This window comes from Duganella margarita (assembly GCF_009857535.1).
Classification (GTDB): domain Bacteria; phylum Pseudomonadota; class Gammaproteobacteria; order Burkholderiales; family Burkholderiaceae_D; genus Rugamonas; species Rugamonas margarita.
Window position 1 is genome coordinate 45,698 of record NZ_WWCS01000022.1, and the last position, 13,512, is coordinate 59,209.

The window sequence follows — 13,512 nt, forward strand, 5'->3', positions numbered from 1 at the left end:
ACTCCGCTTATCAAATCGAAGGCCAGTCTAGCATCGCGCTGTGAACCTTGCCGGCATGAGACTTTGCGTCAGATCCATGTGCGTCCGGCGTGAGCCGTTAGGCTGGGTGGATGAAAACACGTGACATCATACGAATACTACGTAATGACGGTTGGTATATAGTGGCTATTCGTGGCAGCCATCGCCAATTTAGGCATCCCGTAAAAGCAGGGCGGGTCACCGTATCCGGTCACCTTGGCGATGACCTCTCGCCAGGAACTCTCAACAGCGTTTTCAAACACGCAGGTTTGAAGAAATGAATACTGTTCGCTACGCGATTGTTATCGAAAAAGCCGAGGCCAATTACTCTGGCTATGTGCTGGATCTGCCGGGGTGCGTTGCAACTGGCGCCACCCTGGCGGCGACTGAAGCCGCTTTGCGCGAGGCAATTGCCTTCCACCTTGATGGTATGCGTGAGGACGGCCTGCCGATGCCGCCGTCAGTGAGCGTCGTTTCTTATCTGGAGTTTGCGCCCTGAGTCAGCCATAAGCGCCGCCGGTGTAGATCAGGTCGAACAGGCGGGAGAGGGTGGCGATCAGGCCGCCGGCGCCGATCATCATGCTGGCGACCAGCACCACGGCTACCGGCCAGTGCGTGTTCGACTGCCGGCCGGAGTCGGCGTTATGGCGCGCGTCCCATTTGTCGTCGGGCGTGACGCCTATTATCAGCGCTTCCAGGAAACCAACCAGGCCGGAGACGATGATCGGCAGCAGCTTGTAGAAACCGTCCGCCTGCGGCGCGAGCTGCGCCACCAGCCAGGCCGCCGGCAGGCAGGCCAGATGCGCCCATAGCCACGGATCGCGCCAGCCGCGCAAATACAGCCGCTGCGCGCCGAGGCCGCCCAGCAGGAAGGCCAGCAGGGCGGCAAGTGTCTTGTTTTTGTGACGGGGCTGGTGCAAAACGGTCATGATTGTCAATCCGATAGCCGGGAAATCAGCAGTATCAGGCATAATACGCCCCCCGGCACGCCTTTTTTACGGGTAAGCCTATTGCCCCGAGCGCCGGAACAAGGGATAATCTTTGATTACCCCAACATGCCCAATTATTTCATTAACGCTTGCTGCCTCGCGGCAAAGCTTGCTATAATTTGCGGCTTTTTCCGTCCTAGCACAAATTTTTTGGAAATATTATGGTCGTTATTCGTTTAGCTCGTGGTGGCGCAAAAAAGCGTCCTTTCTTCAACATCGTTGCAACCGATTCGCGTAATCGTCGCGATGGCCGTTTCATCGAGCGCATTGGTTTCTACAACCCAATGGCTTCGGGTCAAGAAGTCGCCCTGCGCATCACCGAAGACCGTCTGGCTCACTGGCAAGCTGTTGGCGCACAACTGTCGCCAACCGTCGCTCGCCTGGTTGCTCAGAACAAAAAAGCAGCCTAAGCAAGTCTGGTTACCGGTTTGACCGATAAGAATGCATCCGGGGTGCAAATCCCCGACGATCTGGCACAGGTAGGCTTTGTCTTCGGTGCTTACGGCGTTGCAGGCTGGGTCAGGATTCGTCCTTTCTCGGAAGATGCGGATGCACTCCTCAAGGTCAAAACCTGGTGGTTGGATAAGCCGGCGCTGTCCGATGTGGAAGTCCTGCAGGTCAAACTGCATGGCGGCGACGTCGTGGCGCGGCTGGTCGGTGTGACTGACCGGAACGTGGCGGAAGCGCTGAAAGGCGCCGCTGTCTTCATTCCGCAAAGCCGCTTCCCGGTTTTGTCCGACGATGAGTTTTACTGGACTGATCTGATCGGTCTGGAAGTAGAAAATCTGCAAGGTGAGCACCTCGGTACGGTGACTGACATGATGAGCAACGGTCCGCAGTCGATCTTGCGCATTACGCCAGCAGCAGCCGCCGACGCCAAGCCGGAAGACGTTGCGGCGCAAGAGCGCCTGATCCCATTTGTCGACGCGTTCATCAACAAGGTGGACAAGGAAGCCAAAAAGATCATTGTCGACTGGGGCCTTGATTACTAAGCTGAGCAAAACATTGAGGGCGGTTCGCCATGCAATTTGATGTCGTGACCCTGTTCCCGGAAATGTTTGCCGCAATTACGCAGTCGGGTGTGACCCGGCGCGCGTTTGAACAGAATAAGTGTGGCCTGTCGCTGTGGAATCCGCGTGATTTCACCACCGACAATCACCGTACCGTGGATGACCGCCCCTATGGCGGCGGCCCCGGCATGGTGATGCTGGCCAAACCCCTGGAAGCGACGCTCAACGCGGCGAAGCAACGCCAGACCGATGCCGGTCTGCCCGCGCCCCGCGTCTTGTTCATGTCGCCCCAGGGCAAGCAGTTGACGCACGAACGCGTGATGCAGCTCAAGCAGGAGCCCGGTCTGGTGATCCTGTGCGGCCGCTACGAAGCCGTGGACCAGCGGTTGCTGGACCGGGTGGTCGATGAAGAAATCAGCCTCGGCGATTTCGTGCTGTCCGGCGGCGAGCTGCCGGCGATGGCCTTGATGGATGCGGTGATCCGCCAGATTCCCGGCGTGTTGAACACCGATGCCTCGGCCATCGAAGACAGTTTTGTCAACGGCTTGCTGGATTCGCCGCATTACACGCGGCCGGAAACGTATGAAGGTGTGGGCGTGCCGCCGGTACTCATGGGCGGCAACCACGCCGAGATCGAAAAATGGCGCCGCCAGCGCATGCTGGAAGCGACCGCGCGCAAGCGACCGGATTTGCTTATCAAAGCGCGTGAGGCAGGACTGCTCACCAAGCGCGACGAGCAATTTTTGGCAGGCCTCTGAGCCTGCTTGTTATAACCCCATCCTCTACTGGGCAGGCGTGGCAACACGCATAGCGCGCCAGCATGATGGTTTATGGAGTCATTAAAAATGAACCTGATTCAACAACTCGAGCAAGAAGAAATCGCTCGTCTGGGCAAAAGCATCCCTGATTTTGCTCCTGGCGATACCGTGATCGTGAACGTTAACGTAGTCGAAGGCACCCGCAAGCGCGCCCAGGCTTACGAAGGCGTGGTCATCTCCCGTCGTAACCGTGGCCTGAACTCGAACTTCATCGTTCGTAAAATCTCGTCCGGCGAAGGCGTTGAGCGTACCTTCCAGCTGTACTCCCCGCTGATCGCTTCGATCGAAGTGAAACGCCGCGGTGACGTACGTCGCGCTAAGCTGTACTACCTGCGTGATCGTTCCGGTAAATCGGCACGTATCAAAGAAAAATTGCCAAACCGTCGCCCAGCGGCGAAAGCAGCCGCGTAATATCGGTTGTGTTTGGAAAGGGCGCCCGCAGGCGCCCGATAAAAGGCGCCACTGGCGCCTTTTTGCTTCTAAGGAGTTCCGCATGGCCCAGCCACCTTTCGATCCCCAGCTACTGCCGATAGACGGCATCGCCGGCGAACCCGCCATCCTGCCGGAGCGCCTGGCGCCCGCCTGGCTGCGCAGCCGCTTTGCCGCGCCGCCAGAGGTGTGGTCGCCGGAAGGCAGCGAACGCGTGCTGCCGGCCCGCGCCGGCCGTGCGCCGACGCCGGCCTCGGTGCTGATTCCGCTGGTGCAGCGCGCCCATGGCCTGACGGTGCTGCTGACCCAGCGCAACGCCGACCTGACCGACCATCCGGGCCAGGTCAGCTTTCCCGGCGGCCGCGCCGAAGATTACGATAGCGACGCCGTCGACACCGCGCTGCGCGAGTCGGAAGAAGAGATCGGCCTGGCGCGCCGCCATGTCGAGATCCTAGGTACGCTGCCCGATTACCTGACCGGCACCGGTTACTGTGTCACGCCGGTGGTGGGGCTGGTGCAGCCGCCGTTTGAGGTGGTGGCCGACCCGTCCGAGGTGGCGGCGATCTTTGAGGTGCCGCTGGCCTTCCTGATGGACGGCGCCAACCACCAGCGCCTGTCGGCCGAGCTGCCGAATGGCCGCCGCAGCTTTTATGCGATGCCGTATGAAGGTTATTACATCTGGGGGGCGACGGCCGGCATGCTGCGCAACCTGTTCCATTTCTTGCGCGCAGACTAAGAACTACGCTATCGTAGCGGGCATTAAGGCTATGCCAATGCAAAAGGACGTTTAATGACTTTTCTTTCCATTTTATGCGCGCTGCTGATTGAGCAGATGAAGCCGCTGCGCGCAGACAATCCGATCTACGCCGAAATCAAGAGCCTGGCGTTGCGGATGGAGACCTGGTTTAACGCCGGCCACTCGACCCACGGCCGCATGGGCTGGTTCCTGATGATGGCCATCCTGATGATCCCGACCGCCGCCATTTACTGGGTGCTGCGCCATTACGACTGGTTCCTGGCCGCCTTCGCCTGGAACGTGCTGATCGTCTACCTGACCCTGGGTTTCCGCCATTACAGCCATTATTTCACTTCGATCCAGCTGGCGCTGAACGCCGGCGACGAACCGGCTGCGCGCGCCTTGCTGGCCGAATGGACCAGGCTGGACACGGTCGGCATGGAAGTCTCGGAAATCGCCCGCCTGGCGGTCGAGAAGTCGCTGGTGACCACGCACCGCAATGTATTCGGCGTGTTCTTCTGGTTCCTGATGCCGCTCGGCCCGGCAGGGGCGGTGATGTACCGCGTGGCCGAACACCTGGCGCGCGCCTGGAACGAGCCCGAGCACATGCGCAACGAAGCCTTCGGCCAGTTCGCCGCGCGCGCGTTTTACTGGATCGACTGGATTCCGGTGCGCCTGACCGCCGTCGCTTTTGCCGTGGTTGGCAACTTCGAGGATGCCATTTACGCCTGGCGCAATTTCGCCCATCGCTGGTCCAACGAGGCGATCGGCATCATCCTGTCGGCCGGCGGCGGCGCCATGGGCGTGCGCCTCGGCACGCCGGCGGAAAACGCCGTCAAGGCGCAGATGGTGGACGCCACCACGGTCGATATCGAGATCGAACCGGACGTGATGCCGGGCGACGAACCGAGCATCCGTTCGTTGCAAAGCACCGTCGGCCTGGTGTGGCGCGCATTGTTGTTATGGATGATGTTGTTATTGCTGTTGTCGAGCGCATGGTGGCTCGGAGCATCGCCTTAACGGGTACAATAGCGGTATTGCTCTGGTGCAGGAATTAACCATTTCTGCACCAAAGTAGGAAGTATCAGGAAAAATTCCTTATGTATCAAGGTCTTACTTATTTAGGTCTTCTATAAGATATAATACGTAAGTCCCTTCCTCTCTACGCAGAAGCAGCCGCGCCTATGTCAGTTCAAAAACCGGCAGAACAGCAAGATTCGTTCTTCATCGTTGGCCAGACCAGTAATGGCCGCCAGTTCCGTCCCAGCGACTGGGCTGAGCGTCTGTGCGGCGTGATGGCCTGTTTCAAGCCGGAAGGCACCGGCGGCGGCCGCGATTCCCACCTGCAGTTTTCCCCCTACGTGACCCCGACCGTGGTCAACGGCGTCAAGTCTGTCGTCGTCAACGGCAAGCTGCGCGAGCTCGAACCGCTGGCCTATCACTTCGTCCTCTCGTTCGCCAAGGATAACGACTTGCAAGTCGTTGACGCCTGCCTGCTGCCTGAGAAAAAATAAGCCGTAAGTTAATTTTTCCTTAAGGTACTACCCACGCCGACGACGCCGGCGTATGCTGCACGTTCCTATGTTTTTTCTCTGAGAGACTATGAACAACAGCCGTCTGAAACACGTCGCCGCCGCCAGCTTCCTGCTGTGCGGAATGTCCTTCGTCGCCACCGGAACCGCCTGGGCTGCCGCTCCTGCTGTTGCTAGCTTACCGGCCGGCGTGGTCAAGGGACCGTCAGTGGAAGGCATTACCGAGTACCGGTTGCCGAATGGCCTCAAGGTGCTGCTGTTCCCGGATGCTTCCAAGCCCACCGTCACCGTCAACGTCACCTATCTGGTCGGCTCGCGCCACGAGAACTATGGCGAAACCGGCATGGCGCACTTGCTGGAACACCTGATGTTCAAAGGCTCGCCGAAGAACAAGAACATCCCGCAGGAATTCGCCGCGCGCGGCATGGAATTCAACGGCACCACCGCCAACGACCGCACCAACTACTACGAAGTGTTCCAGGCCAGTCCGGACAACCTGAAATGGGCGTTGGACATGGAAGCCGACCGCATGGTCCATTCCTACATCGCTCGCAAGGACCTGGATTCGGAAATGACCGTGGTCCGCAACGAGTACGAGAGCGGCGAGAACAGCCCGTTCGCGGTGCTGCTGAAGCGCATGCAGAGCGTGGCCTACGACTGGCATAGCTACGGCCGCTCCACCATCGGCAACCGCAGCGACATCGAGAACGTCAAGATCGAGAACCTGCAAGGCTTCTATCACACCTATTACCAGCCGGATAACGCGGTGCTGCTGGTGGCGGGCAAATTCGATCCGGCGCAAACGCTGCAATGGATTACCAAATCGTTCGGCGCCATCCCGAAACCAAAACGCGCGCTGCCGCCTTTCTGGACCGTCGAGCCGACCCAGGATGGTGAGCGCAGCTTCATCGTGCGCCGCAAGGGCGACGTGCAGATCGTCGCGCTGGGCTACAAGATTCCGAGCGCGCTGCAGCAGGATAGCGATGCGCTGAGCTTCATGTCCGAGATCCTCGGCGATACGCCGACCGGCCGCCTGCACAAGCAGCTGGTGGAAAGCGGCAAGGCGGCGCAGGTGTTCAGCTTCGGCGAGACCGGCTATGCGCCTGGCCTGCAAATCATCGGCGCGGTGGTCAAGGCCGGCCAGCCGCTGGAACCGGTGCGCGATGCGCTGATCGAGGCGGTAGAGAGCTTCGCCAAGACGCCGCCAACCGAAGAGGAAATGGAACGCACCCGCCGCAACTTCGCCAACAGCATCGAGAAGTCGCTGAACGATCCGCAGCGCGTGGGCGTGACGCTGTCGGAAGAGATTTCGCTGGGCGACTGGCGTCTGCTGTTCCAGGGCCGCGACAAGCTGCCGAGCATCACCTCGAAGGAAGTGGCCGATGTCGCCGCCCGTTACCTGAAGCGCGACAACCGCGTGGTGGGTGAGTTCATCCCGGAAGACAATCCGCAGCGCGCCGAGATCCCGGCCGCACCGGGCGTGGAAGAGGCGATGAAGGGCTTCAAGGCCAAGGAGAATGTGCTGACGTCGGAAGTGTTCGACCCGACCAACGACAACATCAACGCCCGCACCGAAATCAAAACCATCGGCGGCCTGAAAGTGGCGCTGCTGCCGAAGAAGAACCGCGGCGAGACGGTGGCCGTCACCCTGCAGCTGAACTGGGGCGACGAGAAAAACCTGGTCAACACTTCGGTGGTTTCCGCCTTCACCGGCGAGATGCTGATGCGTGGCACCAGCAAGTACAGCCGCGAACAACTGGCCGATGCATTCTCCAGGCTGAAGATCACCGGCGGCCCGCAGCGCTTCGAGACCACTGGTCCTAACCTGGACGAAGCCCTGCGTCTGGCGGCGCATGTGCTGAAGGAGCCAAGCTTTTCGCCGGCGGAATTCGAGCAGTTGCGCCAGCAGTGGATCGTCGGCCTGGAAGCGTCGCGCAGCGAACCGCAGGTGCTGGCCAGTCAGGCCATCGAGCAGCATTTCAACCACTATCCGCAAGGTGACGTGCGCAACGCGATGAGCATTGATGAGCAGCTGGCCGCGCTGAAGGCGCTCAAGCTGGAAGACGTGATTGCCTTCCACCGCAATTACTACGGCGCCAGCCACGGCGAACTGGCCATCGTCGGCGATTTCGACAAGGCTGCGGTCAGCAAGACCATCGCCGACAACTTCGCTGGCTGGAACAGCAAGGCGTCGTATGCGCCGGTGCTGAGCACCAATGTGGACAAGGCTCCGTTGCATGTGATGCTGAATGCGCCGGACAAGGAAAACGGCTTCTACACCGCGCGCCTGAATGTGGACCTGAACTCCAACGACGCGGATTATCCGGCGCTGGAACTGGCGAACTACATGTTCGGCGGTGGCGGACTGAAATCGCGTCTGATGGACCGCATTCGCCAGAAGGACGGCCTGTCCTATGGCGGCGGCAGCGACCTGCGTCCTGGTTCGCTGGACCGCGCCGGCAGCTTCTCCGTCGCCGCCATCGCCGCGCCGCAGAACCTGAAGAAACTGGAAGCCGCGATCCGCGAAGAGCTGGACCGGGTGCTGAAGGATGGCTTCACCGAGGCGGAGCTGGTCAACGCCAAATCCGGCCTGCTGCAAATGCGCCAGCAGAACCGCGCCAAGGATACGGCGCTGGCCAACGGTTGGGCGCGCAACCTCTATCTGGGCCGTACCTTCGCCTGGAGCAAGGAGTTTGAGGCCAGGCTGAATGCGGCCACGCTGGCGCAGGTCAACGCGGCCTTCCGCAAGGCGGTCGACCCGGCCAAGCTGTCGGTCGCCATGTCGGGCGACGAGGCCAAGGCGGGTGCAGCTGCACCCGCCGCAGCGAAGTAGGCGTCAGAACTTCGGCAGACGGTCCAGCGTAATCACGCGCGGATCGTTGTAGACCTTGCGCTTGTGCGCGCCGGTGTTGTGGTACTCGCCAGTCCAGAAGTTATCCTGGCTGGTGACGCCTGCAGCGCCGGCGGCGTCATTCCACACCATGAACCATAACCACCACTCGCCAGCGGCGGCGCTTTGCGCGGGATCGGGAATGTATCCGGTCTCGGTGAGCGCAATCGGCTTGGCGTGCTGCTGCGCCTTGCGGTACGCCGCGCTATAGGTCTTGTCGTAGATGTCGTAGCCGGTGATGTCCACCACATCATCGCCCGGATACCAGGCCGGGTCTTGTCCATTCCATACCCAGATCAGATTGCGCAGGCCGTGCGTTTGCGTCAGGCGCGTGTACATATGGCGCCATAGCTGGATGTAGGCGGTGGCCGGCTCCACGCCGTCGGTGCGCGGACGCCCCCACCAGAACCAGCCGCCGGAACCTTCGTGCAGCGGGCGCCAGAGCACCGGCACGTTGGCGTCCTGTAGCCGCTTCAATTCGACGGCGATGCGGTCGATGGCGTCATCGATCTTGCGCCAGTCCTGATCGGCCGGGATGGCGTAGGGCGTTTCCTTGGTGTAGAACTTGCCGTTCTCCATGCGCCAGTGCCAGTGGAAGCTCACCAGCCCACCCTTGCGCGACCAGGCGATGGCTTCCTCGGTCTGGTGGCGGCCATCGGCTTCGGTGGCGTCGTAGTAGTTCATGAAATCGTAACCCATCAGCGCCGGGTACTTGCCGGTGTCGTCGTGCACCCGCTGCGCCATATCGACATCGTCGCGCCAGGTCAGGTCGGACTGGCCGGCGATGATGTTCTTGCCCCAGATGCCGAGCAGGTAGTCGTAAGTGGCCTGGGTTCTGGCGTCGCGCGGGGCGGCGCTGGCGGAACCGAGGGCGAAGGCAAGCAGGAGGAGGGGAAGGTAGCGCATGCCTTCAATGTACCGCCGCGCTGCGCCGCCATCAATGGCATGGCGTCAGTTTAGCGAGTTGCGTGCACGTTTTGCGATTATGTACTATCATTAGTTACATGAGACGAGACAGCAAACTTTCCTCCATCCTGCACGTGCTGCTGCACATGGCGCACGGCGACAGGCCTTTTACATCCGAAGAACTGGCGGGCTTCCTGGATACCAATCCGGTGCTGGTGCGGCGCGTGCTGGCGGGACTGCGGGAGCGTGGCTACGTCGGTTCCGACAAAGGACACGGCGGCGGCTGGAGCATCACCTGCGACCTGCGCCAGGTCACGCTGCACGATATCTACGAAGCCGTCGGCTCGCCCACAGTGTTCGCGATGGGGAACCGCGTCGAGCAGCCGCAATGCCTGGTGGAGCGCGCCGTCAATGAGTCGCTGGGCAGCGCATTCGATGAGGCGGAAGCGTTGCTGATCTCCCGGTTTAAGGACGTAACGCTGGCCGAGCTGTCCGCCAGCTTCAACACACATCACAAGGGAGTGCAGCATGGGCATCGATGAATTCGACGTGATCGTTATCGGCGGCAGCTACGCCGGACTGTCGGCCGCCACGCAACTGGCCCGCGCCCGCCGCCGCGTGCTGGTGATTGATGCCGGCCAGCGCCGCAACCGCTACGCCAGCCATTCGCATGGCTTCCTCGGGCAGGATGGACGTGAAGGCGCGGCCATCGCCGCCGACGGCCGCGCGCAGCTGATGAAGTATTCCACCGTGACCTGGCGCGAAGGTCTGGCTACGCAGGCGGTGCAGCATGATGGTGGCTTCCGCGTGACGGTGAGCGACGGCAGCGCGGTCCATGCGCAGCGGCTGGTGCTGGCCACCGGCATGGCCGACGAACTGCCATCGATTCCGGGCCTGGCCGAGCGCTGGGGCAGCAGCGTATTCCACTGCCCGTACTGCCACGGCTACGAATTGAATCAGGGTCGCATCGGTGTGCTGGCGACCGGCCCGCACTCCTGGCATCACGCGATGATGCTGCCCGACTGGGGCCAGGTGACCTTCTTTCTTAATGGCGCTTTTGAGCCGGACGAGGAGCAACTGGTCAAACTGGCGGCGCGTGGCGTAACGATTGAACGCACGCGGGTACAGGCAGTGAGCGGCACCGCCACCGTAACGCTGACGGATGGCCGCGCGCTGCTGCTGGACGGCTTGTTCGTGTTGAGCCGCCTGCACAGCGCCAGCCCGCTGGGTGAGCTGCTGGGCTGCGAGATGGAGGACGGGCCGATGGGCCGCTACCTGCGCACCGATATGATGAAGGCGACCAGCGTGGCAGGCGTATATGCCTGCGGCGATGCGGCGCGCATGGCGGGCAGTGTCGCCTTTGCGGTGGCGGATGGGGCGATGGCCGGTGCTGCCGCGCACCAGTCGCTGGTGTTTGGACTGCCCGTCGCCGCCTGACGTCAGAGGTCTGAAAGAATCGCCGGCATGGCTGCGCGCATATGGTCGATAAAGCTGCGCAAGCGCGCCGGATAGTGCGGTGCGTGCGGGTAGATCAGGTACATCGGCAGCGGCGTGGCCTGCCACTCCGGCGCCAGATGCAGCAGCGTGCCCTGCGCAAGTTCGTCGCGCAGCGCCCATGAAGACACCACGCACACGCCCATGCCTTGCACGGCGGCGTTGCGGACGGCGAACAGGCTATCGGTGCTCAGGCGCGGTTGCAGCGTCAGTTGGTGGCTTGCGCCGCTGGCATGGTGCAGCGTGATCTCGTTGCGATAGAAGGTGCGCAGGGCCAGCCAGGGCAGGGCGCTAAGCTGCGCGGGATGCGTGGGCAGCGGCTGCCCGGCCAGCAGCGCCGGCGCCGCGACCGCGATGCGCGGCACGTCCGCCAGCTTGATGGCGATGACCGACGGGTCGCTCACTTCACCGACGCGGATGGCGCAGTCGATATTCTCGGCGATGAAGTCCGGCGTGCGGTCGTGCAGCAGCCATTCCACCGACACACGCGGATGGCGCAGCAGGAAATCGTTCAGCGGCCCAATCAGCTGCTGCTGGCCGAAGGCATGCGGTGCGACGATGCGCAGCAGCCCCGCCGGTTCTTCGCGCGCGTCCTGCACATCGGAGGTCAGCGCGCTCCAGTGCGACAGCAGTTCACGCGCGTGCGCCAGGCAGCGTTCTCCATCCTCGGTCAGCTGCATGGCGTGGGTGGAGCGTTGCAGCAGGCGCAAGCCCAGCATGCGCTCCAGTGCCTGCAAACGGCGGCTGATGGTCGGTTGCGTGGTGCCCAGCTGCTTGGCGGCGGCGGACATACTGCCGGCTTCCACGATGCGAACGAAGGTCTGCATCAGTTCTATGCGGTCGGCGGCGTTGGACGAGATGGTCATACGTTGAGCGTATAACATTTGTACGCGCCGGTCCACTACCGTGCGCGGCGCCGGCGGCGCATACTGGATGGCTCACCAAGTATCGGAGGTATGCAATGAAAGTCAGCTTTATCGGGATAGGCAGCATGGGTGCGGCGATGGTGCCGAATCTGGTGCGGGCGGGGCATGAGGTCAGCGTGTGGAACCGCAATCGCGCGGCGGCGCAAGCCATTGAGGGCGTGACGGTGCTGGAGTCGCCGGCAGACGCTTTCCAGGCCGACGCGGTGATGACCATGCTGTCCAACGACGACGCGGTGCGCAGCGTGATCCTCGACAGCGGCGCGCTGGCCGGCGCCAACAAGAATTGCGTCCACATCATGATGGCGACCATTTCGCTGGCGCTGGTGGACGAACTGGCCGCGCGCCATCGCGAGGCCGGCATCGCCTACATTTCGGCGCCGGTGTTCGGCGTGCCGGCTGCCGCTGCGGCGGCGCAGCTGAACGTGCTGGCGGCGGGCGATCCGCAAGCCATCGCCCGCGTGCAGCCGCTGCTGGATGCGGTGGGCCGCAAGACCTGGCTGCTGGGTGATGATCCAAAGCGCGCCAACGTGGTCAAAATCTCCGGCAATATGATGATCGCGCAGGCTTTCACGGCGATGGGCGAGGCGGCCTACCTGAGCGAGAGCTATGGCGTGCCGGCGGCGGATCTGCTGGATGTGCTGACCAATACGCTGTTCGCGGCGCCGAGCTATCAGCGTTACGGCGGCTTCATCGCCACCAACACTTTCGAGCCTGGCTTCAAGCTGCCGCTGGGCCTCAAGGACGTCAACCTGGCCCTGTCGGCGGCTGAAGCCAAGGGCGCGCTGCTGCCGGTGGCGGAGCAGGTGCGCGAGAATATGCAGGATGCGATGGCGCAGGGCTTGCAGGACCGCGACTGGTCGGTGGCGGCGACTATCCGCCGCAAGCGTTAAACCTTGCCCGCGAGGCGCTACGCGTTTAGGGCTTTGAGCGCGGCCAGGAGTGCGTCGAAGGCAGGGCTGGCGCTGTCCACGGCTTGCCCGTTCTTCCACCAATAGTTGACCATCATGTTCAGCGGGCCGGTGGACTGCACATGGTGCCACCACAGCGTGGGAATGTAGAGCGCATCGCCGGGCAGCAGGTCGGCCACCAGCGCGTGCTGCAGCGCCTCGCGGAAGCGCGGATGCTGGGCGTAGTCCGGGTCACGGAAATTGACCATGCTGATCGGCGTTGGCGTCGGTGCAAAGTCCAGTGGGCCGATATATAGATTGTCCACCTGCCCGGGCGGGAACAGCGTGAAGCGCCGCGCGCCGCTGACCACGCAGGCCAGGTTGTACGATTCGTCAAAATGCGCCGGCGTGGTGATGGTATTCCCCAGCCACAGGCGCGGACGCGCCGACGGCGGCAGCGCCGGCGCCACATTCTCCAGTGGGAAGCGCGGCAGGCAGTCGTCAATCAGGGCGCTTTGCACCGCCACCGAAGGCGGCGCGTCGAACTGCGAATAGCGCGCCAGTTGCTCGATCACGCGCGCCACCGGCACCTTGTTGCGGACAAAATTGAAGCCTTCCATATCCGGCTTGTAGAACAGGCGTCCGCGTTCGGCGGGCGGTGTCATCACGGAGTCCACTTCGGCATTGCTGGCCAGACCGAGCACATATTGGCACAGCGCTTCCGGCGATTGCTGCGCCGCGCGTACGGCCGGCCAGTGGCGCACAAAGCCGCGCAGGATGGCTGGACGGTAGCTGGCCGCCACTTCGCTGAAGAAGCGCGCCGGGTCCAGGTCGTAGTATTCGATGGGGGTGTTCATGCGACGTATGATGGCATAAA

17 protein-coding genes are annotated in these 13,512 nt (G+C 62.3%); 13 read left to right on the forward strand and 4 right to left on the reverse strand.

Annotation, left to right across the window (positions count from 1 at the left end; translation table 11 throughout):
• Window positions 1-110: 110 nt before the first annotated feature.
• Together GTP55_RS24855 and GTP55_RS24860 are read left to right on the forward strand one after the other, a co-directional pair.
• Window positions 111-299, forward strand: a complete 189-nt coding sequence (locus GTP55_RS24855; protein ID WP_161047483.1) for a type II toxin-antitoxin system HicA family toxin — start codon at window positions 111-113, stop codon at window positions 297-299.
• On the forward strand, window positions 296-517 hold the full coding sequence (locus tag GTP55_RS24860) for a type II toxin-antitoxin system HicB family antitoxin (RefSeq protein ID WP_161047484.1): 222 nt from the start codon (window positions 296-298) through the stop codon (window positions 515-517). Before GTP55_RS24855 ends, GTP55_RS24860 begins: the two co-directional genes overlap by 4 nt.
• A 1-nt stretch (window position 518) precedes the next feature.
• Here GTP55_RS24860 and GTP55_RS24865 read toward each other — a convergent pair whose 3' ends face one another.
• A complete protein-coding gene (locus tag GTP55_RS24865) occupies window positions 519-947 on the reverse strand; it encodes an NINE protein (protein WP_161047485.1) in 429 nt (142 codons plus the stop codon).
• Window positions 948-1,168: 221 nt separating this feature from the next.
• On the opposite strand from GTP55_RS24865, the gene rpsP reads away from it, so the two are divergent.
• The 8 genes from rpsP (at window position 1,169) to GTP55_RS24905 (ending at window position 8,365) form a co-directional block, all read left to right on the forward strand.
• Window positions 1,169-1,417, forward strand: a complete 249-nt coding sequence (rpsP, locus tag GTP55_RS24870) for a 30S ribosomal protein S16 (RefSeq protein ID WP_072787273.1) — start codon at window positions 1,169-1,171, stop codon at window positions 1,415-1,417.
• 18 nt (window positions 1,418-1,435) lie between these two features.
• Entirely contained in the window at window positions 1,436-1,999 is a 564-nt protein-coding gene (rimM, locus tag GTP55_RS24875) for a ribosome maturation factor RimM (RefSeq protein WP_161047486.1), read from the forward strand.
• Between the two features lie 29 nt (window positions 2,000-2,028).
• Window positions 2,029-2,775, forward strand: coding sequence for a tRNA (guanosine(37)-N1)-methyltransferase TrmD (trmD, locus tag GTP55_RS24880; protein ID WP_110846927.1), 747 nt, complete (start codon window positions 2,029-2,031; stop codon window positions 2,773-2,775).
• Window positions 2,776-2,862: 87 nt separating this feature from the next.
• A complete protein-coding gene (rplS, locus tag GTP55_RS24885; protein WP_110846926.1) occupies window positions 2,863-3,246 on the forward strand; it encodes a 50S ribosomal protein L19 in 384 nt (127 codons plus the stop codon).
• Between the two features lie 82 nt (window positions 3,247-3,328).
• On the forward strand, window positions 3,329-4,000 hold the full coding sequence (locus tag GTP55_RS24890) for a CoA pyrophosphatase (protein WP_161047487.1): 672 nt from the start codon (window positions 3,329-3,331) through the stop codon (window positions 3,998-4,000).
• Between the two features lie 54 nt (window positions 4,001-4,054).
• Window positions 4,055-5,020 (forward strand): CobD/CbiB family protein, encoded by a 966-nt coding sequence (locus tag GTP55_RS24895; RefSeq protein ID WP_161047488.1) that lies wholly within the window; start codon window positions 4,055-4,057, stop codon window positions 5,018-5,020.
• Window positions 5,021-5,184: 164 nt separating this feature from the next.
• Window positions 5,185-5,514, forward strand: coding sequence for a DUF3579 domain-containing protein (locus GTP55_RS24900; protein WP_161047489.1), 330 nt, complete (start codon window positions 5,185-5,187; stop codon window positions 5,512-5,514).
• A gap of 88 nt (window positions 5,515-5,602) precedes the next feature.
• Complete coding sequence (locus GTP55_RS24905) at window positions 5,603-8,365, forward strand: M16 family metallopeptidase (protein ID WP_161047490.1); 2,763 nt, start codon at window positions 5,603-5,605, stop codon at window positions 8,363-8,365.
• Between the two features lie 3 nt (window positions 8,366-8,368).
• Here GTP55_RS24905 and GTP55_RS24910 read toward each other — a convergent pair whose 3' ends face one another.
• Window positions 8,369-9,328, reverse strand: a complete 960-nt coding sequence (locus tag GTP55_RS24910; RefSeq protein ID WP_161047491.1) for a glycosyl hydrolase — start codon at window positions 9,326-9,328, stop codon at window positions 8,369-8,371.
• Window positions 9,329-9,426: 98 nt separating this feature from the next.
• On the opposite strand from GTP55_RS24910, the gene GTP55_RS24915 reads away from it, so the two are divergent.
• Window positions 9,427-9,870 carry an Rrf2 family transcriptional regulator gene (locus GTP55_RS24915; RefSeq protein WP_161047492.1) on the forward strand — a complete coding sequence of 148 codons (444 nt, stop codon included), beginning with the start codon at window positions 9,427-9,429 and terminating at the stop codon, window positions 9,868-9,870.
• The gene (locus GTP55_RS24920; RefSeq protein WP_161047493.1) at window positions 9,857-10,765 is read left to right on the forward strand and encodes an NAD(P)/FAD-dependent oxidoreductase; all 909 of its coding nucleotides are present in this window, start codon (window positions 9,857-9,859) and stop codon (window positions 10,763-10,765) included. The genes GTP55_RS24915 and GTP55_RS24920 overlap by 14 nt, the downstream gene beginning before the upstream one ends.
• A gap of 2 nt (window positions 10,766-10,767) precedes the next feature.
• Here the strand turns inward: GTP55_RS24920 and GTP55_RS24925 are convergent, their stop codons facing one another.
• A complete protein-coding gene (locus GTP55_RS24925) occupies window positions 10,768-11,706 on the reverse strand; it encodes a LysR family transcriptional regulator (protein ID WP_371868435.1) in 939 nt (312 codons plus the stop codon).
• 77 nt (window positions 11,707-11,783) lie between these two features.
• On the opposite strand from GTP55_RS24925, the gene GTP55_RS24930 reads away from it, so the two are divergent.
• Window positions 11,784-12,638, forward strand: a complete 855-nt coding sequence (locus tag GTP55_RS24930) for an NAD(P)-dependent oxidoreductase (RefSeq protein ID WP_161047495.1) — start codon at window positions 11,784-11,786, stop codon at window positions 12,636-12,638.
• Window positions 12,639-12,655: 17 nt separating this feature from the next.
• Here the strand turns inward: GTP55_RS24930 and GTP55_RS24935 are convergent, their stop codons facing one another.
• Window positions 12,656-13,492, reverse strand: coding sequence for a cupin-like domain-containing protein (locus GTP55_RS24935; protein WP_161047496.1), 837 nt, complete (start codon window positions 13,490-13,492; stop codon window positions 12,656-12,658).
• Window positions 13,493-13,512 lie beyond the last annotated feature (20 nt).